Origin of the sequence: Kitasatospora sp. NPDC056076, assembly GCF_042266305.1 — a bacterium.
Lineage (GTDB): Bacteria > Actinomycetota > Actinomycetes > Streptomycetales > Streptomycetaceae > Kitasatospora.
The window spans coordinates 22,246-46,193 of the sequence record NZ_JBHJWG010000004.1 but is presented as its reverse complement, the minus strand read 5'-3'; the positions used below and the strand labels follow the sequence as shown (position 1 = coordinate 46,193).

17 protein-coding genes are annotated in these 23,948 nt (G+C 74.6%); 3 read left to right on the top strand and 14 right to left on the bottom strand.

Annotated features, from left to right (window positions below; all coding sequences use genetic code 11):
* Nucleotides 1-27: 27 nt before the first annotated feature.
* Together ACFC1T_RS04790 and ACFC1T_RS04785 are read right to left on the bottom strand one after the other, a co-directional pair.
* Nucleotides 28-1,137 (bottom strand): hypothetical protein, encoded by a 1,110-nt coding sequence (locus ACFC1T_RS04790; protein WP_375883576.1) that lies wholly within the window; start codon nucleotides 1,135-1,137, stop codon nucleotides 28-30.
* Between the two features lie 500 nt (nucleotides 1,138-1,637).
* Nucleotides 1,638-2,159, bottom strand: coding sequence for a hypothetical protein (locus tag ACFC1T_RS04785; protein ID WP_375883574.1), 522 nt, complete (start codon nucleotides 2,157-2,159; stop codon nucleotides 1,638-1,640).
* On the opposite strand from ACFC1T_RS04785, the gene ACFC1T_RS04780 reads away from it, so the two are divergent.
* Nucleotides 2,151-2,867: a sortase domain-bontaining protein gene (locus tag ACFC1T_RS04780; protein ID WP_375883571.1), complete on the top strand. Its 717-nt coding sequence runs from the start codon at nucleotides 2,151-2,153 to the stop codon at nucleotides 2,865-2,867. The genes ACFC1T_RS04785 and ACFC1T_RS04780 overlap by 9 nt on opposite strands.
* 79 nt (nucleotides 2,868-2,946) lie before the next feature.
* Here the strand turns inward: ACFC1T_RS04780 and ACFC1T_RS04775 are convergent, their stop codons facing one another.
* The 7 genes from ACFC1T_RS04775 to ACFC1T_RS04745 all read right to left on the bottom strand — a co-directional run bounded on the left by ACFC1T_RS04775 (nucleotide 2,947) and on the right by ACFC1T_RS04745 (nucleotide 13,616).
* Nucleotides 2,947-4,578 carry an AMP-binding protein gene (locus ACFC1T_RS04775; RefSeq protein WP_375883569.1) on the bottom strand — a complete coding sequence of 544 codons (1,632 nt, stop codon included), beginning with the start codon at nucleotides 4,576-4,578 and terminating at the stop codon, nucleotides 2,947-2,949.
* 139 nt (nucleotides 4,579-4,717) lie between these two features.
* A complete protein-coding gene (locus ACFC1T_RS04770) occupies nucleotides 4,718-4,957 on the bottom strand; it encodes a chaplin (RefSeq protein WP_375883566.1) in 240 nt (79 codons plus the stop codon).
* Between the two features lie 92 nt (nucleotides 4,958-5,049).
* Nucleotides 5,050-5,430: a hypothetical protein gene (locus ACFC1T_RS04765; RefSeq protein ID WP_375883565.1), complete on the bottom strand. Its 381-nt coding sequence runs from the start codon at nucleotides 5,428-5,430 to the stop codon at nucleotides 5,050-5,052.
* A complete protein-coding gene (locus tag ACFC1T_RS04760) occupies nucleotides 5,427-8,027 on the bottom strand; it encodes an Hsp70 family protein (protein WP_375883563.1) in 2,601 nt (866 codons plus the stop codon). Before ACFC1T_RS04760 ends, ACFC1T_RS04765 begins: the two co-directional genes overlap by 4 nt.
* A 31-nt stretch (nucleotides 8,028-8,058) precedes the next feature.
* Nucleotides 8,059-8,823 (bottom strand): nucleotide exchange factor GrpE, encoded by a 765-nt coding sequence (gene grpE / locus ACFC1T_RS04755; RefSeq protein WP_375883560.1) that lies wholly within the window; start codon nucleotides 8,821-8,823, stop codon nucleotides 8,059-8,061.
* Nucleotides 8,820-9,245 carry a hypothetical protein gene (locus ACFC1T_RS04750; protein ID WP_375883557.1) on the bottom strand — a complete coding sequence of 142 codons (426 nt, stop codon included), beginning with the start codon at nucleotides 9,243-9,245 and terminating at the stop codon, nucleotides 8,820-8,822. The genes grpE and ACFC1T_RS04750 overlap by 4 nt, the downstream gene beginning before the upstream one ends.
* Nucleotides 9,246-9,377: 132 nt before the next feature.
* The gene (locus ACFC1T_RS04745) at nucleotides 9,378-13,616 is read right to left on the bottom strand and encodes a hypothetical protein (RefSeq protein ID WP_375883554.1); all 4,239 of its coding nucleotides are present in this window, start codon (nucleotides 13,614-13,616) and stop codon (nucleotides 9,378-9,380) included.
* Nucleotides 13,617-13,845: 229 nt separating this feature from the next.
* Between ACFC1T_RS04745 and ACFC1T_RS04740 the strand changes: the two genes are divergently transcribed.
* Nucleotides 13,846-15,621 (top strand): hypothetical protein, encoded by a 1,776-nt coding sequence (locus tag ACFC1T_RS04740; protein ID WP_375883552.1) that lies wholly within the window; start codon nucleotides 13,846-13,848, stop codon nucleotides 15,619-15,621.
* Between the two features lie 75 nt (nucleotides 15,622-15,696).
* Here ACFC1T_RS04740 and ACFC1T_RS04735 read toward each other — a convergent pair whose 3' ends face one another.
* From ACFC1T_RS04735 to ACFC1T_RS04715, 5 genes are all read right to left on the bottom strand, one after another.
* Entirely contained in the window at nucleotides 15,697-16,251 is a 555-nt protein-coding gene (locus ACFC1T_RS04735; RefSeq protein ID WP_375883550.1) for a hypothetical protein, read from the bottom strand.
* A gap of 147 nt (nucleotides 16,252-16,398) precedes the next feature.
* Nucleotides 16,399-17,433 carry an ABC transporter ATP-binding protein gene (locus ACFC1T_RS04730; RefSeq protein ID WP_375883547.1) on the bottom strand — a complete coding sequence of 345 codons (1,035 nt, stop codon included), beginning with the start codon at nucleotides 17,431-17,433 and terminating at the stop codon, nucleotides 16,399-16,401.
* The gene (locus tag ACFC1T_RS04725) at nucleotides 17,430-18,968 is read right to left on the bottom strand and encodes an ABC transporter permease (RefSeq protein ID WP_375883545.1); all 1,539 of its coding nucleotides are present in this window, start codon (nucleotides 18,966-18,968) and stop codon (nucleotides 17,430-17,432) included. Before ACFC1T_RS04725 ends, ACFC1T_RS04730 begins: the two co-directional genes overlap by 4 nt.
* A complete protein-coding gene (locus ACFC1T_RS04720; protein ID WP_375883543.1) occupies nucleotides 18,965-20,017 on the bottom strand; it encodes an iron ABC transporter substrate-binding protein in 1,053 nt (350 codons plus the stop codon). Before ACFC1T_RS04720 ends, ACFC1T_RS04725 begins: the two co-directional genes overlap by 4 nt.
* A 345-nt stretch (nucleotides 20,018-20,362) precedes the next feature.
* A complete protein-coding gene (locus ACFC1T_RS04715; protein WP_375883540.1) occupies nucleotides 20,363-22,609 on the bottom strand; it encodes a heavy metal translocating P-type ATPase in 2,247 nt (748 codons plus the stop codon).
* A 235-nt stretch (nucleotides 22,610-22,844) separates the two neighbouring features.
* On the opposite strand from ACFC1T_RS04715, the gene ACFC1T_RS04710 reads away from it, so the two are divergent.
* Nucleotides 22,845-23,795, top strand: coding sequence for a hypothetical protein (locus tag ACFC1T_RS04710; protein ID WP_375883537.1), 951 nt, complete (start codon nucleotides 22,845-22,847; stop codon nucleotides 23,793-23,795).
* Nucleotides 23,796-23,948 lie beyond the last annotated feature (153 nt).

Genomic DNA, 23,948 nt, shown 5'->3' with positions numbered 1-23,948 from the left:
CTCGCGCGGCGGCCGTCGATCGAGGGATCAGACGTTGCTGCGGCCGCGCCACAGCAGCACGAAGCCGAGGCCGGCGGCGCCGACGGCGGCCGCACCGGCCCCGCCGTACACCAGCTCGGCGCTGTCACCGGTGCCGACGCCCTCGGCACCGGCCTTCACGCCGCCCTTGGGCGTGACCGCCGCCTTCTTGTCACCGGGCTGGCCCTTGTCGCCCTTGTCACCCTTGTCACCGGGCTGACCCTTGTCACCCTTGTCACCCTTGTCACCCTTGCCACCAGGCTGACCCTTGTCGCCAGGCTGACCCTTGTCGCCCTTGTCACCCTTGTCGCCGGGCTGGCCCTTCTCGCCCTTGTCACCGGGCTGACCCTTGTCGCCCTTGTCACCCGGGGCAAGCTTGGTGGCCGTGACCTTGCCGTCGGAGGCCAGGGCGAAGCTGTAGTGACCGTGCCGGCCGGTGGAATCGCCGGGGTTGGTCAGCGTGAGCTGGATCTTGCCCGAGGCATCGTGGATCTTCGCGGTGTACGCCGTGATCTTGCCCGTCCGGGTCGAGACCTCCTGCTTGTAGACGTCGGCCACATAGCCGTCGGCCAGCTTCTGCGTGACCGGCTTCTCGGGCTTCGCCTGGTCCTTCGTGGCCGTCACCTTGCCGTCGGAGGCCAGGGCGAAGCTGTAGCCACCGTGCCGCCCCGTGGAATCGCCGGGGTTGGTCAACGTGGCCAGGTCCCCGCTCATACCCCTGCGGATCTTCGCGGTGTATGCCGCGATCTTGCCCGTCCGGGTAGAGACGACCTGCTCGTGGACGTCAGCCACGTAGCCGTCGGCCAGCTCCTGCGTGTTCGGCACCTCCTCGACCGTCAGGATGCCGTCGAAGGCCAGGGTGAAGTTGTAGTTGTGGAGGCGGCCGGTCCTCACGCCATGGAAATCCAGCTTTATGGACTCGCCACTCAGGTCATAGGTGATGGTCACCATGGTTCGCGAACCAGGCTTACTGCCCGTGTAGTCCGCGCTGTAGCCATCGGGCAGGTCGTGGGACTTTGCCTTCGACGCGGCCTGCAGTGCGTTGGACGAAGGGGCGTGCCCGGTGTCGGCGGCGTGGGCGAGGCCCAGGGGGAGGGACAGGGCCGCCGTGGCACCCACGACGGTGACAGCAACTCGGAGAGCGGAACGCATTTTTCGCGAATCCCCTTGTCTCGCTGACCGAGATCAGCGACTCATCGGATGAATTTCGGGAAGCGTACGTTCGACCAAGGAGAGACAAGTAATGCGCCTGAACGGGCCTTCAGGTACAAGAGCAGCCGCCCGCCGGGAGTTCACTTCAGTGGATTCACCAAAGGCGACCGAACCCGCCCCAGAAGGTCCTGTAGTCCTGAAACCGTTGGGGTTCTGAGTTATTGACCTTGCGTGGGTGAGCCACCTGGGGACGCTCTGCTCTTGTCGCCGTCGGCACAGGAGGTGGAGCGGCAGGCCGTGGTGGAGCATCAACCCTGTGAGCTCGGGCTTGCCGGCCAGTTGTGGACGCCCTCACAGGTCGGCTCCGACCGAGTCGCGTCGCCGCAGCCCTCATCTGGCTCGGCAGACTCCCCACCTGAGATGACTCCTCAAAGGCAGCTGTGGGGGCGACAAAGGTGAATGGGGATTCATCCTCTGTCGACGATGTATCGATTATTCTCCGGCCGCGTGGACGATCGATCCTCGCCCGGACCTCTCAGTCGAGAGGAACGGTGGCGCGGACGTGCCAACCGGTTGCGTGTTCGTAGCGCCTTCCTGCCGCCGTGGTCGGCCACGGACACCGACACAGCGCCGACAGAGGAACGGGTGGCCGAAACCGAGAACCGGGTAGCGCGGGAAGAATGTCGGCGGATGTTGATGAGTGCCTCGAGCACCAGCCGGTAGACGGCGTCCTCAACCTCGGGCGGGGCAGCGCCGATCACGAAACGGTCGATCAGGTCCGCCAGGCCGAAGGCCCTCGCCGGCGGCTGTTCGGTGAGCGGCCGGCCTTCCGACTCGCGAAGGGTCCGCAGCGTGCCCTCCATGGGCTCCAGGGCACGGAGCCCGGCCGAATCGAGCCGGTCGAGCAGTTCCTCGATCTGCGCCGCGTCGTGGCCACTGACCTGGGCCGCCTGCACCTCCAGCAGGATGCCGGTGACCTCGTGGGCCACGAAGTCGTGCAGGTCCCGGGCTCCTTCGAGCCGCTGCTCGCGGCTGGCTTCGCGTACGGCGCGGACCCGGCGGGCGGCCAGGGCTCCAACTGCCCGGAGCCACCCGTGATCCCCAGTACCCGTGTCCGTCCCCGCCGCCGCGCCAGGCTCCTCGGTGCCACGGCCGCCTGCAGCCAGCGTGCCGACCTGCCCCCGGAGCCCAAGGTCACCAGCACCTCGGCCGCTTCGACCCCCAGTGCCGTCGCACGGGCGTTGCCGAAGGCGCGCCCGACCGGGATGAGGATCGAGACGGCCGGTGTCGACAGCAGGAAGATGGTCGACCTCGAGCTCGACGCCACCGGCGAGCTCGGTGTCCCGGATCCCGACACCGACGCGAACAGCCCCGGCTGGTGGACCGGGAGCGTCACCCCGGGGGAGACCGGGATCGCCGTCCTGGTGGCGCACTTCGACACCAGGCACGGCCCTGCGCTGATGAAGGACGTCGAGAAGGTCGAGCTGGGCGACACCGTCGTCGTCCCGCGCGAGGACGGCAGCACCGCGGAGTTCAGGATCCGTGAGATCCAGAACGTGAAGAAGAAGGACTTCCCGACCGACAAGGTCTACGGTGCGACCGACCACGCCGAACTCCGCCTGCTGACCTGCGGCGGCGGGATCGAGCACGGGCACCGCACCGACAACATCATCTTCTACGCCGACCTCGCCGCGTAACGCGCGCCTCCCACGGGCGGCGGATCGGCGACGCCGCGGCCCGTCCCCGCCCGGGGGCGGGCCGCGGGCGTTCCCGGGGTCAGAGGCCGAGGATGCGCAGCGCCTGCGCGCGCATCTCGACCTTGCGGATCTTGCCGGTGACGGTCATCGGGAACTCCTCGACCACGTGCACGTAGCGCGGGACCTTGAAGTGGGCCAGCCGCCCGGCGCAGTAGGCGGCCACGGCCTCGGCGGTGAGCGGCTCGGCGCCCTCGCGCATCCGGATCCAGGCCATCAGCTCCTCGCCGTACCTGGGGTCGGGGACGCCGATCACCTGGACGTCGAGGACGTCGGGGTGGGTGTAGAGGAACTCCTCGATCTCGCGCGGGTAGAGGTTCTCCCCGCCGCGGATGACCATGTCCTTGATCCGGCCGGTGATGGCGAGGTAGCCGTCCGCGTCCATCACCGCGAGGTCCCCGGTGTGCATCCAGCGGGCCGCGTCGACGGCCTCGGCGGTGCGCTCGGGCTCGTCCCAGTAGCCGAGCATGACGGAGTAGCCGCGGGTGCACAGCTCGCCGGGCTCGCCGCGCGGGACGGTGCGGCCGGTGGCCGGATCGACGACCTTGACCTCCAGGTGCGGGCCGACCCGGCCGACGGTGGAGACCCGGCGCTCGACCGGGTCGTCGGTGCGGGTCTGGGTGGAGACCGGCGAGGTCTCGGTCATGCCGTAGCAGATGGACACCTCCGCCATGCCCATCCGCTCGATGACCTCCTTCATCACCTCGGCCGGGCAGGGCGAGCCCGCCATGATGCCGGTGCGCAGGCTGCCCAGGTCGTAGCGGTCGAAGTCCGGGTCGGCGAGTTCGGCGATGAACATGGTCGGCACGCCGTACAGCGAGGTGCAGCGCTCGGCGGCGACGGCGGCCAGGGTGGCGCCGGGTTCGAAGGAGGGCGCCGGGATGACCACGCAGGCGCCGTGCGAGGTGGCGGCGAGGTTGCCCATGACCATGCCGAAGCAGTGGTAGAAGGGCACCGGGACGCAGATCCGGTCCTGCTCGGTGTAGTCGAGCAACTCGCCCACGAAGTAACCGTTGTTGAGGATGTTGTGGTGCGAGAGTGTGGCGCCCTTGGGGAAGCCGGTGGTGCCCGAGGTGTACTGGATGTTGATCGGGTCGTCGGGCACCAGCTCGCCCTGGCGGGCGGCCAGCGGGGCGGGGTCGGCGGCGCGGCCGGCGGCCAGCACCTCGTCCCAGGCGGGGCTGCCGAGCAGCAGCACCCGCTCCAACCCGGCGCAGCGGGGCCGGACTTCGCCGATCATCCCGGCGTAGTCCGAGGTCTTGAAGCGCTCGGCGGCGACCAGCAGTCGGATCCCGGCCTGGTTCAGCACGTACTCCAGCTCGTGCGCCCGGTAGGCCGGGTTGACGGTGACCAGGACGGCGCCGAGCTTGGCGGTGGCGTACTGGGTGAGCGTCCACTCCGCGCAGTTGGGGGCCCAGATGCCGACCCGGTCGCCCTTGGCGATGCCGAGCTCCAGCAGGCCGAGGGCCAGCGCGTCGACGTCGGCAGCGAGTTGGGCGTACGTCCAGCGGCGGCCGGTGGGGCGGTCGACCAGGGCCTCGCGGTCGGGGAAGGCGCGCACCGCGCGGTCGAGGTTCTCCCCGATGGTGTCGCCGAGCAGCGGGACGGCCGAGGTCCCGGAGGCGTAGCTGCGCTGGGCGGGCGGTGTCGGCACGGGCGGGCTCCTGGGTGCGGCGGTGCGGGACAGGGGACCATGCTCGCGGTCCCCGGCCCGCGCCGCCACCCCCGAACGGGGGTACCGGCACGGCACCGGGGCCGCCCGTCGGCTGCGACGGACGGCCCCGGTGCGCGGGTCAGGCGTTGATGCAGGTGTTGCCGAAGGCCGGGTTGAGGATGCTGATGACGCCGATCGAGTTGCCGCAGACGTTGGCCTCGAGGTTGATCGGGATCTGGATCTGGTTGCCGGAGAGCACACCGGGCGAACCGAAGGCGACACCGTTCGCGGTCGCGCCGCTGGCGGCGGCGGTGCCGGCACCGGCGATGACGGCCACCGCGGCGAGCGCGGTGGCGGCGAGGGTGGTGCGAATACGCATTGCGTCACTCCTTGAGAGGGTGGCGGAACTCCGTGTGACGATCACACTCGCACCGATCGAACTCCACGGCAGGCCGGAAGCGGCCGAATTGGTCACCCCGAGGGCGTGTCGCCCTCCCGCCGGCCCTCCCGCCGGCCCTCCCGCAGGCCCTCCCCCGGCTCCGCACCCGACCCGCCGAACCCGGACACGCTCAGTGATCCCAGCAGCTCCCGGGCCGGTTCCAGCCCCGGTTCGGCCTCCAGCGCGCGGTGCAGCAGGCCGAGCGCGAGCGCCTCCTCCCCCGCCCCCAGCGCCGTCAGGGCCCGGTTGTAGTCGATCCGACCGGCGTAACGCAGCCGGAACAGCACGCCCAGGTCCTCCCGGCAGGACGGGCAGCCCAGCGACCGCCGGTCCGCCGGGACCTTGCACAGCGGGCAGCGGACCTCCGGATCCTCGGGCGCTCCGGGCACGGCAGGTACGTCGGGAGTGGTCATCGCGGACCGGCCTCCTCCGGGCGCACCGGGCCGAGCGACTCGGCGGCCGGCTCGCTGCCCAGTTCCCGCTGCGCCTGGGCGTACAGCGCCAGCAGGTTCGACATGTGGGTGTTGACCGCCTCCATGTTGGGCGCCTCCACCGCCTCGTCCAGGCCGCGCAGCTCCGCCATGATCCGCTGCCCGAGGGCCGGCGACACCATGTTCTGGTTGACGTAGATGTTGCACATGGTGAGCATCCGGAAGGTGTGGCCGAGCGAGTCGCACAGCTCGTCCGCCTTCTGGGCCGCGCGCATCGCGCCCTCCCAGTCGGCCGCCTCCCGGCGCAGGCGCAGCTCGGCGGCCACCGAGCGCAGCCGGTCCAGGTCGCTCGGGTCCAGGTGCTTCTCGCAGTAGTGGATGAACAGGCTCAGGTAGGCCTCCGAGCCGCGCACCCAGCGCTGCGCCTTGAGCTGGCGCTGCGCCCGCTCCAGCGCCTCGTCCACCGACCGGCCGCGGGTCTGCCCGGCCGCCAGGTCGTCCAGGGCGTCCATCAGCCGCTGCGCCTCGCGCATCTCGGCCTCGGTGAGCTCGCCGCCCCAGCGGTCGGTGAAGGACTCGATCTGCCGCTGCTGCTCCTCGACCTGCACCTTCAACTCGGGGTCGAGGGTGACCCGCTCCAGCTTGACGGTCTTCTCCGCGCCGCCCTGGATCCGCACCGACAGGGTGATGGTGCGGTCGCGGTCCAGGCCGAAGGAGACCTCCACCGGGGTGCGGCCGCCGAGGCCCTCGGGCAGGCGCAGGGTGAGGTGGCCGATCAGCTCGTTCTGCTGGGCGATCTCGTGCTCGCCCTCGTAGACGGCGATCTCCAGCCGTTGGCGGCCGCTGCCGGAGACCACGAACTCCCGGCCGACCGGCGAACTGGTCGGGTAGCTGGTGTTCTTGGGGATCATGACGGCCAGCCGGCCGTCGTTGAGCTCGATGCCGAGGTTCTTCGGGGTGATGTCGAAGGGGTTGGTGACCTGCATCAACTCGCCGCAGCCCGCACAGACTTCGCTGCCCGGTGGGTTGACGGTGGCGCAGGAGGAGCAGCGCAGGCCGACGTCCTCGGCAGCGGTGGAGGCCACCTTGGTGTGGCCCGGGGCGGCCGAGTTGAGCGGCTCACCGCACAGTTCGCAGGCGGTGACGCCGGGGGCGGCCGGGGTGCCGCACCGCGGGCAGTTGTCGGCGCGCAGCGCGGTGGTGGCCTGGGACTGCTGCGGGATCCTCGCGCCGGAGCCGGCCGAGCCGGACCCGGCCGCGCCGTCGGCGGCCGAACCGTCCATCTCCTGGGCGCACTTGGGGCAGGCCGACGCCCCGGCCTCGACCGGGACGTGGCAGGTCGGGCAGGAGACCCGGTCGCCGCCGAGCAGGGAGGTCGCGCAGTTGGCGCAGTTGGAGGCCGAGAGGTCCCCGGGGGCCCGGCACTCCGGGCACTCCACCTCGCCGACCAGGGCGGACTGCACGGCCGCGCCGAGCGCCACGCACTGCATCGGGTTGACGCCGCGCTTGATCCGGCGGGTGCCGAACACCTCGCCGAGGCGCCGCTCGACCAGCGGGATCGCGGTCGAACCGCCGACCAGCACCACCTCGTCGACGTCCCCGACGGTCAGGTTGGCCTGCATGATCGCCTTGTGGGTCAGCTCGATGGTCCGCTCGATCTGGGCCTCGATCAGCTCCTCGAAGCGGGCCCGCTCGAACTCCGTCTCCAGCACCAGCTGTCCGGCGCCCAGGCCGGGCAGGATCACCTCGGAGGACTGCTGGTTGGACAGCTCGATCTTGACCGTCTCGGCCGTCGAGGCGATCTTCGGGCGGTCCCGCAGGTCCGGCTGGTAGTCGGAGCCGTACTCCTCGCGGATGTCCTCCAGCAGCGCGGTGGTGATCGCCCGGTCGAAGTCGTCGCCGCCCAGCAGGTTGTCGCCCTCGATGCCGAGCACCGAGACCGAACCGGGCACCAGCAGCAGGATGGAGATGTCGAAGGTGCCGCCGCCGAGGTCGTACACCAGGACGGTGCGGCCCTCGTCCCCGGCGTCGCTCGCCAGCCCGTACGCGAGCGCGGCGGCGGTCGGCTCGTTGATGATCCGCAGCACGTGCAGGCCCGCCATCCGGCCCGCCTCCTGGGTGGCGGCCACCTGCCGCTCGCCGAAGTACGCGGGGACGGTGATCACCGCCCGGTGGAAGGGCTCCCCGAGGCGCTGCTCGGCGTCCTGCTTGAGCCGGTGCAGGATGATCGCGGAGATCTCGATCGGGGTGTAGGAGCGGCCGTTGAACCAGACGTTGACGTCGCCGTCGGTGCCCGCGGTGACCTTGTAGTCGACCTCCTTGAGCGCCGCCTGGACCTGCGGGTCCTTGAACTTGCGGCCCATGAAGCGCTTGACCGAGCGGATCACGTTCGCGCCGTCGATGGCGATCCGGCTGCGCGCGGTCGAACCGACCAGCAGCTCGCCCTTGCGGCCGCTGCCGACCACGGAGGGCGTGGCCTCCTGGTTCTGCCGGTTGAAGATGATCTCCGGCGCGCCCCGGCGCAGGTGGGCCACCACGGAGTTGGTGGTGCCCAGGTCGATGCCGAGTGTGCGGTACATGTCGTTCCCCTCTTGCCCCTCGTGGTCCTGGCTACTTCTTGCGTTTGGCGCGCTTGGCCGGCCGACCCGGCGCCTTGGCGTGCCGACGGACCCGGGGCGGCACCGGCCTGGCGGCGGGGTCGGGCGCGGCGGCCGTCGGCCGCTCGGGCTCCTTCGGCTCCTCGGGCTGCTCCGGCTCCTCAAGCCCGATCCGCGCGCTGCGCGGGTCCTCGACCGGCACCGGCACCGGCTCCGGCACCGACTCCGGTGCCGACTCCGCCGCCGACTCCGCTGCGGCGACCACCACTTGGGCCCGGCGCAGCACCTCCTGCTCCCAGAAGAAGCCGGTCACCACCGTCTGCAGCACCGTCTCCGGCGCCACCCCCGGCCGCACCTCGGTGCCCACGATCTCGGTCAGCGCCGGGTCGGCCGCCAGCCCCTCCAGCCGCATCGGCCGGACCCCGGCCTTGGCCAGCCGGCCGAGCAGCCGCCGACGGGTCGCCTCCAGCCCGGCGCCGCGGCCGAGCGCCACCAGCTCGCGGTCCAGCGCTAGGGCGGTCAGCGCGTCGTCCACCTCGATCAGGACGCCCAGCAGTTCCCGCTGTTCGGCCCGGGCCTGCTGCTTCTGCTCGGTCAGCTTGTTGCCCAACAGGGAGGACCGGAAAAGCAGTTGGGTGAACTTGGCCTCCAGGTCGACGGCCTCCGCACCCGGCGGGACCTCCAGCGGCCGGTGGCCGTCGAGCAGGGCTGCGGTCGGTCCATCGGCCGGTGCGGTCGGTGCGGTCGGCCCGGCGGGTGCGGTCGGTGCGTCGGTCATTGCGGGACCTCGATCTGGGGCAGCACGGACAGGTCGGCCGCGTAGCGGGCGGGGACGGGCGGTTCGGGGTCGGCGCCGCCGGGGGCGGGCTCGGCGAAGTCGGCGGCGGCCTCGGCCCGGTGCAGGGCGAGCAGGGCCGGGGCCGGCGGGAGGCCGGGGCGCTCGATCACCAGCAGCGGTTCGGCCAGCGCGGGGGCGAGCAACTCGGCGGCCTGGTCGACCGGTTCGGGCGGCAGCGGCTGTTGGAGGTCCACCTCCAGGCGCCGGTCCGGGTTGCGCAGCAGGGCCGCGGCGTCCTGGATCTGCTGGCGGCTGTACCGGCCCGCCTTGAGCGCCTTCCCGACCGAGAGGTTGATCTCGCGTACCCCGGCCGTGAGCGGGATGCCCAGGACCTCGTACGGCGACGGTTCGTGCAGTGGCATGGCGGGCGGTCTCTCTCCTCACGGTCCGGACGGGGCAGGGGGGTTGGGGGTAGCGGGCTGGGCGGTGCGGTCGGTGCGGACGCGGTGCACGGGCTACGACGGCGCCGGCCGTCCGGCGGTTGCCGGGGCCGGTCAGTAGCGGCGGCCGAGCTTGTTGATCCGGTCCGCCAGGGCGCGCAGTTCGCGGTCGTGGGGATTGTGCTGGAGGGCCAGTTCCATCGCCCCCTGGGCCTCCAGGTGGTTGCCGGCGTTGGCCCGGGCGACGGCGAACGAGCTGAGGACGATGCCGAGTTCGGTCTTGAGCTTGGCGGTGTCCTCCGGCGCGACGGCGAGTTCGAGCGCCTCGCGCAGCAGGCCGATCGCCTCGGCGTAGAGGCGCTCCTCGTAGAACGAGATCGCCCGGCTGCGCCAGACGCTGACCATCAGGCCGCGGATCTCGGCCGAGTCGTCGTAGGACCTGGCCTTGTGGAGCATCGCGGCCTGGGCCTGGAAGGTGCTGTTCTGCATGTGGTCGATGACGTGGTTGGCGAGCAGCACCGAGACCCGGCGGCCCGCCTCGCTCGCGGCGTCGCCCTCCCAGTCCGGGTCCCAGACCAGCGCCTCCAGCATCCGGGCGAGGGCGCGGGCGCTGTCGTCGACGAAGGCGGCGGAGCGGGCCAGTTGGCGCAGCACGAAGGCGAGGCCCCGGCGGTTCTCGGGGTCGTCGTCGAGTTCGATCAGCCGCTTCCACGTCCCGACGGCTTCCTGGAGTTCCGCGTCGGAGGCGTCCACCCGGCTGAGCTGACCGGCCCGGTTGCCGAGGGCGGCGCGCAGGAAGTGCCGGGCGGTCGGGTCGCCGGGGGCGAGCTCGGCGCTCTTGGCCAGCAGTTCGAGGGCGCGCAGGTAGTCCTTCTCCTCGTTGTTGATCTTGCGGGCCCACTGGGCGTAGGTCGCGCCGAGGTCGCCGCGCACCTCCGGGTCGTCCGGGGCCAGCGCGAAGGCCTTCTCCAGCAGTCCGGCCGCGCCCTCCTGGTCGTCCACGCTGCTCTTCAACAGGGCGCGGGCGGCCCGGACCCCGGACTCGGCGGCCACCTTGGCCACCTCGACGGGCAGCACCAGGCCGGGGACGCTCCGGGCCCGGGTGAGGCAGTCCAGCGCCTCCCGCCAGTCCTGGTTGCGGTGGTGCTCCCGGGCCTGGCTGACCAGGGCCGCGCCGAGCAGCGACTGCCAGGCGGCGCCGCGCTCGCCCTCGGCGACCGCGTCCAACGCGGCGACGGCGGCCGCCTGCCGGCCCTGGAGGTGCAGGTACTGCTGCGGGCCGAGCGCGCCGAACAGGCCGAGGGCCCGGCCGAGCGCGGGCCCCGAGGCGGCCCCGGGGCCGCGCCGCCAGGCGCCGACGGCCTGCTGGTAGGCCTCGCCCCAGCCGACCAGTTCGGCGCGCAGCAGCCGGTCCAGGCCCGGGCCGAGGACCAGCCGGCGGGTGGGGCGGCCGGGCAGGGCTATCCGGACGTCCTCCTGGGCGAAGGCGTCCGCGGCGTGGGACTCCATGCCCAGGCGCAGCGTCCACGCGGTGGTCTCGTCGCCGCTGCGGCCGGCGGCCCGGTCGAGGGCGCGCAGGTCCTCGCGGAGGCGGTCGGTGAGCGCGGTGCGGGCGGCGGCGGTGCGCTGGGGGTCGGCCTCGCGGCCGGTGGTCCGGGCGGTCTCGGTCCAGAGCTCCTCGCGGTGCAGGGCGGCGACCAGGCAGCCGATCGTCCAGGCCCAGGCCTGCTCGTCGGCGGCCTCGGCCAGGGTCCCGTCGGCCGCCCCCGCCGTCGTCGCCCCGGTGGCGGCCGCGAAGCGGTAGCCGGCCAGCCCGAGGGCGTGCAGCAGCCGGGGGTGGGCGGGGTCGTCGAGCAGCAGCGCGCGGTAGGCCCGGTAGGCCTCGCGGTGGCGGCCCTCGACGGCGTGCTGGTGGGCCTCGTGCTCGCCGAGCAGCACCAGCGCGGCGGCCGCCTGCGGGTGGCCGGGCGCGAGCGCGAGGGCCCGGCGCAGGTCGCCGGCCGCCCGACCGTGCTGCTCGGCGGCGAGGGCGGCGCCGGCCCGGCGGACCAGGACGGCCGCCCGGGCCGGGCCGGCCTCCTCGGGCAGATCGGCCAGGGCCTCGTCGAGGCGGCCGAGTTCGGCGCGCAGCAGGGCGAGGTCGAGCCGTACCGGTGCGGCGGCGGCGCCGTCGCCGAGCGCCTCGGCCCAGCCGGCCAGGACGGGTTCGGCCTGTTCGGGGGTACCGGCCCGGCGGGCGCAGTCCAGGACGGCGCGCAGGGCGGGGCCGGTGCAGTGGGTGCAGCGGGGCGAGGCGGATCCGGCCGGGGCGTGCAGGTGCTCGGCGCAGGCCTCCCGCCCGCAGCCTCCGCAGGCGCCGGTGGCGGGGCGGGCGCAGGCCGCGCAGTCGCCGACCGGGTCTGCGGCGGAAGCGGCCCCGAAGGAACCGGCCTCGGGGGAACCGGCGGCGGACCCGGCCGCGGGGGAGGTGAGGAAGTGCCGGTACCAGTCCAGTGCGGCGGCCCAGTTGCCGGCCCGTTCGGCGAGCAGGGCGCGCAGCCGGGCGAGCGCCGGGTCGCCGGCCGGGTCGGGGTCGAGCGGACCGAGCAGGGCGATGGTCTGCACCGGACGGCCCGCCAGCAGGGCGGCGGCGGCCAGGTGGTAGCGGTCGCGGGGCGCGGCGGTGGGGTCGAGCAGCGCGGTGACCCGCTCGGTCGCGCCCTCGGCGAGGGCGAGCGCGGCGCGCAGCCGGGACTGCCGGTGGGTGAGCGCGCCGGGCAGGGCGTCGGCCAGGGCGAGCGCGGCGGTGGCGGCCTCGCGCGCCTCGGCGCGGTCGCGGCCGGTGACCAGCAGGTGGGCGGCCTCGCGCAGGGCGGCCTCGCGCAGCGCGGACCGGTAGCCGGGGGCGCCGGGGTGTTCGGCGGCGGCCCGCTGCCACAGTGCGCGGGCGGCGGCCGGGTCGGCGGCCAGTCGGGTGCGGGCGAGCCGGTCGCGGGCCAGGGCCTGGCGGACGTGCAGTTCGGGGTCGTCCAGGGGTTCCCAGCGGGCGAGGGCGCCGGCCGGGTCGCCGGTGCGGGCGAGGGCGAGGCCGTGGTGGTAGGCGGCGATCCGGCTCCAGCGGGAGTCGGGTTCGGTGTCGGCCTCGGCGCGCAGCAGCGGCTCGGCCTCGGCGGCCCGGTCGGCGGCGGTCAGGGCGGCGCCGAGCCGGACCCTGGCGGGGCGCCAGTCGGGGGCCTGGCCGAGGCCGGTGCGGTAGTCGGCGGCGGCCTCGGCGTGCCGCTGGGCCCGTTCGTGGACCAGGGCGAGGCCGAACCGGGCCGGGGCGAAGGAGGGTTGGACGGTGAGTGCGGCGGTGAACTGCTCCCGGGCCTGGTCGTCGGCGCCGAGCAGCAGGGCGAGCCGGCCGAGGGCGTAGCGCGGGCGCGGGTCGCCGGGGGTCTCGGTGGCGGCGGCCGCGAGGTCGGCCCAGGCGGCGTCGGTGGCGCCGAGGCGCTGCCGGGCGAGGCCGCGGAAGAGCAGGCTGTCGGTGCGCAGGGCCGGGCCGCGGCCCCAGGGGCCGGGGTCGCCGGGGCCGCGGCGCAGGGCTTCGTCGAAGGCGGCGGCGGCGGGTTCGTCCCGGTGCGCGGTGAACAGCTGGGCGCCCCAGCGGAACCAGAGTTCGGCGCTGCCACCGGGGGCCGCGGCGGCGAGCAGCGGTTCGGCCTGTTCGGCGCGGCCGGTGGCGTTCAGCAGGGCGGCCCGGGCGAGGACCGGCCAGTCCTGGCCGGGCAGGGCGGCGAGGGCCCGGTCGGTGGCGTGGTCGCGCTGCTCGGGCGTGCCCTCGCGGCAGAGGTGCTGGAGCCACCGTACGGTGCGGGCGACGGCGTCGGCGTCCTCGCCCGGATCGGTTCCGGTGGCGCCGCCGGCTTCGGTGGCAGTGCCGGTGGCGCTGCCGGTGCCGGTGGTGGCGGCGGCCCGGAGGTAGGCGAGGACCGGGCCGAGGTCGCCGTCCGGGGCCTGGGTCCGTTCCTCGGCGAGGCGGCGCAGGCTCCAGCGGGGCAGTTGCCGGGCCGGGTCGGTGAGCAGCGGGAAGGCCTCGCGGTGCAGGGCGAGGGTGGCCTGCTGGTCGCCGGTGGGGATGGTGGCCTCGGCCTGGCCGAGCAGGGCGAGGCCGCGCTGGGTGCGCAGTTCGGCGGGTCCGGTGGCGAGTTGGCGGGCCAGCCGGGCGTAGCGGCGGCGGGCCTGGGGGGCCTTTCCGGCGGCGAGCTGTCCGGCGGCCGCGGCCAGGGCCTTGGCGACTCCGGCCGGGTCCAGGGTGGTTCGCCTACGGGCGAGCAGGACGGCGGCCGCCCCGGCCAGTGCCACCACGATCAGCAGCACCGCAAGCTGCAGCATGCACCGTCCCCCTGTGCCTCGATGTCGTCCCGCTCCATGATCAACATTCCCCGTACGACCATGAGTTGACGTTGTTTCGTGATGTTGCTCGGGCGCCCATCAGAATAGGCCCTCCTCCGGTCGGACGAACAGAAATGCGCACTATCCTGGGCAGCGCGCAGGCCGTACGGCAGTCGCGCGTCCGCAGTGGTGAGGAAGCGTCGGGGGTCGCGTGTCAGAGTCTCGTTGGGTGCCCGGGCTCCGCTTCGGGCCCGAGTTCGACCCCGAACAGTACGAGCTGCTGGAGTTCCACCACCGGGGCGGCGAGGCCGAGGTGTGGCGGGCGGTGCGCACCGGGCACAACGGGATCAAGGAACTCGTCGCCGCGAAGATCATGCTGGAGCGCGACCCGTCCGAGGTGCGGCGCTGGCTCGGCCGCTGGGACGACGTCTCGCACAACGCCCACCGGCTCGGCGTCACCGACCTGGTGGTGCCCAGCTTCCTGCTCGGCCCCTCCCCGCACCGGCCCGGCGCGGCGCCCTCCGGCGGGCTGCTCGGCTACCAGATCTCACCCTGGGTCGACGGCGTGCCGCTGCACACCTGGGCCCGGGCCCAGCGCGGCGGTCCGGCCGCGCTGGCCGAGGTGCTGGCCCGGCTGTGCCGGATCGTCGACGAGCTGCACCGCAAGCGCTGGGTCCACCGCGACATCTCCCCCGCCAACGTGCTGGTGGACGGCCAGGGCCTGGTCAAACTGATCGACCTGACCTTCCTCGCCCCGCTCGACCACACCCTGACCGTCGCCGTGTTCACCCCCGGGCACGTACCGCCGGAGGCCGAGCAGGTCGGCGGCTTCCCCACCACCGCCAAGGACCTCTTCGCGGTCGGCACCCTCGCCCGCACCCTGCTGCTGCCCGACCACGGCCGGCTCGACCACCGGCTCGCCGCCGAACAGGCCCGCGCCGAACTGCTGGCCGCCGGCTACGGCGAGGAACTGGCCCGCTGGGCCTGCGAACCGCTCGCCCGCGAGCCCGACCGGCGCCCCGCCCCGCTCGGCCCCTGGGCCGCCCGCGGCCGCGAACTGCTGCGCGCCCACCGCCCGGTGGCGCGCACCGCGGGCCTGGCCGTACTCCCGGACCGGGCCGGCCGGCCGCTGGTGGTCACGGCCGGCGCCGACGGCACCGCGCTGGCCGGCCCCGGACGCACCGGCCACCGGCCGCCAGCCGGCCAGGGGCCCGGTGCGGTACGGGAGTTGGCGGCGGGCTGGGCCGGGCGCCAGGGCGAGCTGGTGGTCTGCGCCGAGGACCGCTCCGGCACCCTGTGGGTCGGCACCGCGGCCGGCTGGTGGGAGGCCGCCCGCGGGGTCAGCGGCCTGGCCGGGGCGGTCGGCGCGGCCGGGGAGCTGACCGTGTGGACCGCCGCCGCCGGCGCCCTGCGCTCCTACCGCTGGGCCCCCGGCCTCACCCTCACCGGCCAGGAGCACCCCGGCTGCCCCGCCGACCGGGTGCTCGCCGCCGAGGAGGAACGGCCCGGCGCCTGGCTGGTCCTGGTCGAGCACCGCGAGCGCGTGCTCAGCTGGCGCCCGGGCTCCGGCTCACCACCCGTCCCGCTCGGCCCGCCCGGCACCCTGCGCGCCGGCGCGCTGGCCCGCGCCTCCGCCGGACCGCAGGCCGCCACCCTGCGCACGGACGGCTCCGCCCAGTTGCACACCCTCGGCTCGGCGACCGCCACCGCCACCGAGATCGGCGACGGGGAGCCCTCCCTCGGCATCGCCATGGTCGGCCACCGCGGCGGCCCCACCGTCGCCCTGGCCGGCGCGGGCGGCGTCCGGCTGCGCCTGCCGCCCGGCGGGGCCTCCCGGCGCCCCCGCTGGTGGCGGCCGACCCTGCGCCCCGCCACCCGGGTCGCCCTCGCCATGGGGGACGACTGGCGCCTGTGCCTGGCGGCCGTGGTGGAGGGCGAGTTGCAGGTCTGGCAGGAGGACGCGGCCTACCGCTGGCAGGCGGTGGACCTGCCCGAGGGGCCGTAGGCGCCACAGGTACGCGGCCGGGCTGCCGACCGGACACGTGGCCGGCGCCGGCCGAGGGACCGATGGCGCGTCAGCTCACGGCCGAGGGGGCTGGTAGTCGTCGCACCGGCCGGTGCGACAGCATTCGGGCAGCCAGTCGGCGGCGGCTTCGCGCAGGGCCTGCAGGCGGGCCCGGTCGGGCTCCACCGCACCGAGGATCTCGAAGGCGACGGAGGCCGTCGAGCGCGACCGGTTCGCCATGACCTCCCGGTAGAGCGGCCGGCTGCCCCGCACGATGACGCCCTCGCAGATCGCCAGGAGGTCCAACCCGCGCCGGGCGGACTCGAAGTCCGTGGCCTCACCCGCCACGACCGAGCCCAGGACGGCGAGGAACCACTCACGGGCCTGTGGCACCAGGTCGCCCTCAAGGGCGGCCAGCGCGACGGACGTCACGGCCGGGGCCGGGGCACAGAGGACCAGCGGCCCCCAGGCGTGGCCCTCCAGGTTGACGTAGCTCGGCCGCCCCAGCGGCCCGACGCCGGCCAGCTGCCGCAGGTGGTCGGGCAGATGCTCGGCCGATCCGCCGCAGCCGCAGGGCATGGCCCGCCAGTCGTGCCGGGCCAGCTCCTTCTCCATCTCCACCAAGATCATGATGCCCACCCTAGGGTCCGGTTCGGGCGGCGCGTCACCGAGACGGCCTGGGGTGCGGGCCGCCCCTCCAAGGGGGGAGAGCCGGGCCCGGCCGCCCGGCGCTGTCCGGACGCTCACTCCCCCGGCCGCCCGGCGCTGTCCGGACGCTCACTCCCCCGGCAGCAGGTGCACCGGCCCCGCGGCGGCCAGGTAGGCCTCACCGCCCACCGGCCACGGACGGTCGGCGGAGACGATCAGCACCTCGGGCAACCCCGCTGCACCGGGCCGCAGTTCGACCCGGTGGTCGTGGCCCCGGAAGTCGCTGCCGAGCACCTTCGCCGGGACGGCGCCCGCCACCGGCTCGGCGGTGAGCCGCAGTTGGCCCGGCCGGAGCAGCGCGAGCGCGCCGCCGGAGTCGACCGCGGGGTCGGCCAGCGGAAGGGCGCCCAGGGCGGTCAGCGCCTCGACTCCCCTGGCCTCGGCCGGGATCAGGTTCGCCTCGCCGAGGACGCCCGCGACGGCGGCGTCGGCCGGGCGGTGGTACAGCTCCTCGGGGCTGCCCGCCTGGGCGATCCGGCCGTCGCGCAGGACGGCGACGGTGTCGGCGAAGGAGAGCGCCTCGTCCTGGTCGTGGGTGACCAGCACCGCCGTGGTGCCGGACTGCCGCAGGGCGGTGGCGACTTCGCGGCGCAGGTCGGCCCGCAGGGCCGCGTCCAGGGCGGCGAACGGTTCGTCGAGCAGCAGCAGACGCGGGCGGGGCGCCAACGCCCGTGCCAGGGCGACGCGTTGCTGCTGGCCGCCGGAGAGCTGGTGCGGGCGGCGCTCGCCCAGGCCGGACAGGCCGACCAGGTCGAGCAGTTCCGCGACCCGGGCGCGGCGCTGCGAACGGGGCAGCCCGAAGCCGATGTTGGCAGCGACGCTGAGGTGCGGGAAGAGCGCGCCGTCCTGCGGGACGAGGCCGACGCCCCGCTGTTCGGCGGCGAGCCGGCGGCGGCCGTCGTCGAGGACGCGGCCGTGCAGCACGACCTGCCCGGCGGCGGCCGGGTGGAAGCCGGCCAGCACCCGCAGCAGGGTGGACTTGCCGCAGCCGGAGGGGCCGAGGACACAGGCGAGCGCGCCGTCCGGCACGGTCAGGTCGATGCCGTGCAGGACGGGGCTGCGTCCGTGGGCGGCGTGCAGGTCGACGACGGAGAGTCCGGTCATCGGGGGCTCCCGGATGGGCGGCGGGTGAGCAGCAGGACGGAGGGGACGGACAGCGCCACCATCAGGGCCGCGTACGGCGCCGCCGCCCCGTAGGCGAGGCCGCTGGTGTAGACCCAGAACTGGGTGGCCAGGGTCTGGGTGCCGGTGGGGCGCAGCAGCAGGGTGGCGGTGAGTTCGGTGGAGGCGGTGAGGCCGACCATGGCGACGGCGGCGCCGAGGCCGGGCAGCACCAGCGGCAGGGTGACCCGGCCGAGGACGGCGAGCGGCCGGGTGCCGAGCGAGCGGGCGGCCTCCTCGACGCCGGGCGGCACCTGCGCGAGGGCGGCGCGGACGGCGGTGAGGGCCAGCGGGAAGAACAGCAGGACGTACCCGAGGACCAGCATCGGCGGCTGCTGGTAGAGCGGCCGGGCCCAGCGGACGGCGAAGAAGACCACCGCGAGGGCGACCGCGATGCCGGGCAGCGCCCGGGTGAGGTAGGCGATCCGCTCGACGGTGCGGGCGGGCCGGGTGCCGCGCCGCCAGCCGTACAGGGCGACGGGGAGGGCGGCGGCCGTGGCGACGACGGCCGCGCCGAGCGCGTAGCCGAGGGTGGCCAGGGTGGCGCCGAGCACGGAGGCGGAGGGCAGGGTGGTGGAGCTGCCCTTGACCAGCCAGTACGCCAGCGCGTACAGCGGCACCCCGAGCGAGACGCCGACCAGCGCGGCCAGCGCGCCGAGGGCGGGGGCGGTCCAGCCGCCGAGCCGTACGGGCACGGCGGGGCGGGCCAGGGCGCCGTGCCGGGTGGTGCGCGCCCGGCGGCCGGCCCAGGCCTCCAGGGTGACCAGCAGCAGGGCGAGGCCGACCAGCACCAAGGTGAGCAGGGAGGCGGAGGCCGCGTCGAAGCCGAGCTTGTACTGGGTGAACACGGCGGTGGCGAAGGTGGTGTAGCGCAGCATCGCGAAGGCGCCGTACTCGCCGAGCAGGTAGAGCGAGACCAGCAGGACGCCGCCGGCCAGGGCGGGCCGGGTGAGCGGCAGGGTGACCCGCCACAGGGTGGCGAGCCGGCCGCGGCCGAGCGAGCGGGACACCTCCTCGGCGGCGGCGTCGCCGTGCCGCAGGGCGGCCGCGACCGGCAGGAACACCAGGGGGTAGAGCGAGCAGGTCATCACCAGGACGGCGCCCCAGTAGCCGTGGACGGAGCGGAACAGCGAGACCCAGGAGTAGCCGCGGACGAACTCCGGTACGGCGAGCGGCAGGGCGAGCGCGACGGTCCAGGCCCGGCGGCCGGGCAGGGTGGTGCGCTCGACCAGGTAGGCGGCGCCGAATCCGAGGACGGCGGTGGCGAGGGTGACGGCGGCGGCCAGGCCGAGGGTGTGCCAGAGCAGGGTGGCGATCAGCGGGCGGCCGAGCAGCCGCCGGGCCTGCTGCCAACCGGCCTGGGCGGCCTGGGCGGTGACGAAGCCGAGCGGCGAGGCGACCACCGCGACGACGGCGACGGCGACGGGGGCGAGCAGGCCGCCGGCCCGCCACCGCCGCCCGAGCAGGGGGGTCGTCACTGGAGCAGTCCGGCATCCTGGAGCAGGGCCAGGGCCTGCTTGCCGTCGCCGAGCGCGGCCGGGTCGGCGACGGTGCCGAGGCCGGCCAGGGCGGGCAGTTCGGGCTTGCCCTGGACGCCGGTGACCAGCGGGTACTCGTAGCTGGCGGAGTCGGCGATGACGGTCTGGGCGGGCGCGGAGGCGAGGTAGCCGAGGAAGGCCTGGGCGGCGGCCTGGTGCTTGCCGTGCTTGAGGATCCCGGCGCCGGAGACGTCGATCAGCGAGCCCGGGTCGCCCTTGGGGAAGTAGTGCAGGGTCGCGTGGGTCCCGGCGGCGCCCTTCTCGTCGCGCATCCGGTAGAAGTAGTAGTGGTCGATGACGCCGCCCTCGACCTCGCCGCTGTTGATCGCGGCGGAGAGGGTCTCGTTGCTGTCGTAGACCTTGGCGTTGTCCTTGAGGCCCTTGAGCCACTGCTTGGTCGCGTCCTCGCCCTTGGCCTTGAGGACCTGGGTGACGACCGGGGCGAAGTCGGTCTCGCCGGGGGCGATGCCGAGTCGGCCCTTCCACTCGGGCTTGGCCAGGTCGAGCACGGAGGCGGGCGGCGCGGTGTCGGCGGCCTTGCCGGTGCCGGCCAGGAAGGCCGAGCTGCGGGCGGAGACGCCGACCCAGTCGCCGTTGCCGGAACTGTCGGCGGCCGGGACGGACTTGAGGGTGTCGGGGGCGACCTTGGCGAGCAGGCCCTTGTCGTCGAGGACGGTGAGCGCGGGCGGGTTCTCGGCGTAGAAGACGTCGGCCGGGGAGGCGTCGCCCTCCTGGAGGATCTGGTTGGCGAGTTCGGCCTCGTCGCCGGAGCGCAGTTCGACCTTGATGCCGGTGCGCTTGGTGAAGTCCTCGGTGAGGGCCTTGACGGTCTGTTCGTGCTGACCGCTGTAGACGGTGACGGTCTGGCCGGCCGCGGCGGTGGCGCTGTCCGCGCCTCCCGTCCCGCCGGAGCTGCCGCAGGCGGTGAGGGCGAGGGCGCAGACGGCGGCGAGGGACAGGCCGGCCAGGGGCCGCACGGTACCGGGCATGGTGAGGGTCCTCCGGAAGGGCAGGGACGGCCGCCGGGGCCCTCGGAAAGCGAGGGTCGGCGGCCTGACGGCACGAGAACCTAAGGCAGGAAAGGCTTGCCTAACAAGTGTCGGAGCGTCACATCTCGGCCCGGTCGCGGCGGGGTAGGACTTCGGTGAGCGGACTCCCAAGTACGGGCAAAACAACCGCCAAGCACGGGTCACAGGTGGCAACTGCGGACGAACCGGACCCCTGGCGCCCGAGGCTCGTCGTCACGGTGAGTAGCTACCTTGGGAGCGCCCCGGACGGCCGAGGGCCCCGGAACCGGGCGACGGTTCCGGGGCCCTCGGCCCTGCGGCGGCGACTCAGCGGAAGCGGCGCAGCCGAAGGCTGTTGCCGACCACGAAGACCGAGGAGAAGGCCATCGCCGCCCCGGCGATCATCGGGTTGAGCAGGCCCGCGGCCGCCAGCGGCAGGGCGGCGACGTTGTAGCCGAAGGCCCAGAACAGGTTGCTCTTGATGGTGCCGAGGGTCCTGCGGCTGAGCCGGATGGCGTCGGCGGCGGCCAGCAGGTCGCCGCGGACCAGGGTGAGGTCGCCGGCCTCGATCGCGGCGTCCGTGCCGGTGCCCATCGCCAGGCCCAGGTCGGCCTGGGCGAGCGCGGCCGCGTCGTTGACGCCGTCCCCGACCATCGCCACGACCCGGCCCTCGGCCTGCAGCCGCTTGACGGTGTCGACCTTGTCCTGCGGCATGACCTCGGCGATCACGTGCTCCGGGGCGATGCCGACCTCGGCGGCGACCGCCTCGGCGACCGCCTTGTTGTCGCCGGTCAGCAGCACCGGGGTGAGCCCCAGGGCCCGCAGCTTCGCGATGGCCTCGGCGCTGGTCGGCTTGACCGCGTCCGCCACCTCCAGGACGGCCCGGGCCTCGCCGTCCCAGCCGACCGCGATCGCGGTGCGACCGGCCGACTCGGCCGCGCGCTTGGCCTCGGCGAGGCTCTCCGGCAGGTACTGCGACCACTCGTTGAGCAGCGCCTCCCGGCCGGCCAGCACCGCACGGCCGTCCACCACACCCTGGACGCCCAGGCCGGGCACGTTCTCGAAGCCCTCGACGGCGGGCAGTTCACCGGCCCTGGCGGCGGCGGTGGCGACGGCCCGGGCGATCGGGTGCTCGGAGGCGTGCTCCAGGGCGCCGGCCAGGCGCAGCACCTCGGCCTCGGTGACGCCCTCGGCGGTGTGCACGGCGAGCAGGGTCATCTGGCCGGTGGTGACGGTGCCGGTCTTGTCCAGGACGATGGTGTCGACCTTGCGGGTGGACTCCAGGACCTCCGGGCCCTTGATGAGTATGCCGAGCTGGGCGCCGCGGCCGGTGCCGACCAGCAGGGCGGTCGGGGTGGCCAGGCCGAGGGCGCACGGGCAGGCGATGATCAGCACGGCGACGGCTGCGGTGAAGGCGGCGGTCCAGCCCTCGCCGGTGCCCAGCCAGTAGCCGAGGGTGGCCACCGCCAGGGTGATCACGATCGGCACGAAGACCGCGGAGATCCGGTCGGCGAGGCGCTGGGCGGCGGCCTTGCCGTTCTGGGCCTCCTCGACCAGCTTGGCCATCCGGGCGAGCTGGGTGTCGGCGCCGACCCTGGTGGCCTCGACCACCAGCCGGCCGCCCGCGTTGACGGTCGCACCGGTGACGGCGTCCCCGACCCCGACCTCGACCGGGACGGACTCGCCGGTCAGCATCGAGGCGTCCACCGCGGAGGCGCCCTCGACCACGGTGCCGTCGGTCGCGATCTTCTCGCCGGGCCGCACCACGAAGCGGTCCCCGACGGCGAGTTCGGCGATCGGGATCCGCACCTCGGCGCCGCCGCGCAGCACCGTCACGTCCTTGGCGCCCAGTTCCAGCAGCGCCTTGAGAGCGGCACCGGCGGTGCGCTTGGAGCGGGCCTCGAAGTAGCGACCGGCCAGGATGAAGGCGGTGACGCCGGCCGCCGCCTCCAGGTAGATGTTCGAGGCGCCGTCGCTGCGGGCGATGGTGAACTCGAAGCCGTGCCGCATGCCCGGCATCCCCGCGTCGCCGAGGAACAGCGCCCACAGCGACCACAGGAACGCGGCGCCGGTACCGAGCGAGACGAGGGTGTCCATGGTCGCGGCGCCGTGCCGGGCGTTGGTCCAGGCCGCGCGGTGGAACGGCCAGGCGGCGTAGGTGACGACCGGGGCGGTGAGGGTGAGCGAGAGCCACTGCCAGTTGTCGAACTGCAGGGCCGGCACCATCGCCATCGCGATCACCGGGACGGCCAGGGCGACGGCGGTGAACAACCGCTGGCGCAGCGGCGCCAGTCCGTCGGCGGGCTCGCCCGGCTCGGCGCCCTCGCCGCCGGCGGCGGCCGGGGGGCTGGGCAGTGCGGCGGTGTAGCCGGTGGCCTCGACGGTGGCGATCAGGTCGGCCACCTCGACCTCGCCCTCGAAGGTGACCTTCGCCTTCTCGGTGGCGTAGTTGACGCTGGCCGCGACGCCGTCCATCCGGTTGAGCTTCTTCTCGATCCGGGCGGCGCACGAGGCGCACGTCATTCCGCCGATCGAGAGTTCCACCTCCGTGGAGGCGGGTGCCTGCGTGGTCATCGTTGCTCCTCGTGACAGTTGTTCCGCCTGGTCCGTCCGGCCGGGCCCTCATACCCTGGAGGGGTATCGGGCGGCGCCGGGTTCATTTATACCCCTGGGGGGTAGGTAGGGCAAGCCCTGGGCCATACCCCCCATGGGTATTTTTTCGAAGCGGATTCGGCTTGACCTGATACCCCCATGGGGTATTCACTCAGGGCACTCCTTCCCCTTCACCCCGACCGAGGAGAACCCCGCCGTGAACACCGCCCTGCGCATCACCGCCTTCACCACCGGCCTCGCCGCCGCCTTCGGCCTCGCCCTCGGCGTCGGCCACGCCACCGGCACCGGCACCGGCAAGCCCGGGCCCGCCGCCGCACACGCCGCACACGCCGCCCACACCGAACCCGGCCCAGCGGGCGAGGCGGCCGCCGACCGCCTCCCCGGCGGCCTCCAGGTCTCCGAACGCGGCTACACCCTCAGCCTCGACCAGCCCTTCGTCACCGCCGGCTCCCCCACCGACCTGCGCTTCCGCATCCTCGGCACGGACGGCAAGCCCGTCACCGCCTACCAGCAGCAGCACGAGAAGGAACTCCACCTGATCGTCGCCCCGCGCGACCTCTCCACCTTCCAGCACCTGCACCCCGTCCTCGCCGCCGACGGCACCTGGAGCGCCCCCACCGCCGTCCCCGCCGCCGGCGAGTACCGGGTGTTCGCCGACTTCACCCCCGCCGGAGCGAGCGAGGGCCTCACCCTCGGCGCCGACCTCCACGCCGCCGGCGACCTGCGCCCCGCCCCGCTGCCCGACACCGGCCGGACCGCCACCGTCGACGGCTACACCGTCACCCTCGGCGGCGACCTCACCCCCGGCCGCAGCAGCCACCTCACCCTGGACGTCAGCAAGGACGGCGCCCCGGTCACCGACCTCCAGCCCTACCTCGGCGCCTACGGCCACCTGGTCGCCCTGCGCGCCGGCGACCTCGCCTACCTCCACGTCCACCCGGACACCACCACCCCGGGCCCCGGCATCGGCTTCACCACCACCGCCCCGAGCGGCGGCAGCTACCGGCTCTTCCTCGACTTCCGGCACCAGGGCACCGTCCGCACCGCCGCCTTCACCGTGACGGCCGACGGCAGCGCGGCGCCCGCCCCCACGGCGACCACCGCGACCACCGCGACCCAGGAGCCGGCCGCCGACCACCAGCACTGAACAGCCCCGCGTCCGGACGTGGCGGGCGGCCCCCCCCCCCGGGGCGCCCCGCCCCGCCGCGGTGGCCCGCGCCCCGGGCCCCCCCCCCCCCCCCGCCCCCCCGGGCGCCGCCCCCCCGGGGGGCCCCACCCAGGGGGCGGGGGCGTATAAAAA

Excerpts from the sequence above, each read along its gene's own strand:
- ACFC1T_RS04770 (WP_375883566.1), bottom strand. The coding sequence starts at position 4,957 with ATGCGTATTCGCACCACCCTCGCCGCCACCGCGCTCGCCGCGGTGGCC.
- ACFC1T_RS04765 (WP_375883565.1), bottom strand. The coding sequence starts at position 5,430 with ATGACCACTCCCGACGTACCTGCCGTGCCCGGAGCGCCCGAGGATCCG.
- ACFC1T_RS04760 (WP_375883563.1), bottom strand. The coding sequence starts at position 8,027 with ATGTACCGCACACTCGGCATCGACCTGGGCACCACCAACTCCGTGGTG.
- grpE (WP_375883560.1), bottom strand. The coding sequence starts at position 8,823 with ATGACCGACGCACCGACCGCACCCGCCGGGCCGACCGCACCGACCGCA.
- ACFC1T_RS04750 (WP_375883557.1), bottom strand. The coding sequence starts at position 9,245 with ATGCCACTGCACGAACCGTCGCCGTACGAGGTCCTGGGCATCCCGCTC.
- ACFC1T_RS04745 (WP_375883554.1), bottom strand. The coding sequence starts at position 13,616 with ATGCTGCAGCTTGCGGTGCTGCTGATCGTGGTGGCACTGGCCGGGGCG.
- ACFC1T_RS04735 (WP_375883550.1), bottom strand. The coding sequence starts at position 16,251 with ATGATCTTGGTGGAGATGGAGAAGGAGCTGGCCCGGCACGACTGGCGG.
- ACFC1T_RS04730 (WP_375883547.1), bottom strand. The coding sequence starts at position 17,433 with ATGACCGGACTCTCCGTCGTCGACCTGCACGCCGCCCACGGACGCAGC.
- ACFC1T_RS04720 (WP_375883543.1), bottom strand. The coding sequence starts at position 20,017 with ATGCCCGGTACCGTGCGGCCCCTGGCCGGCCTGTCCCTCGCCGCCGTC.
- ACFC1T_RS04715 (WP_375883540.1), bottom strand. The coding sequence starts at position 22,609 with ATGACCACGCAGGCACCCGCCTCCACGGAGGTGGAACTCTCGATCGGC.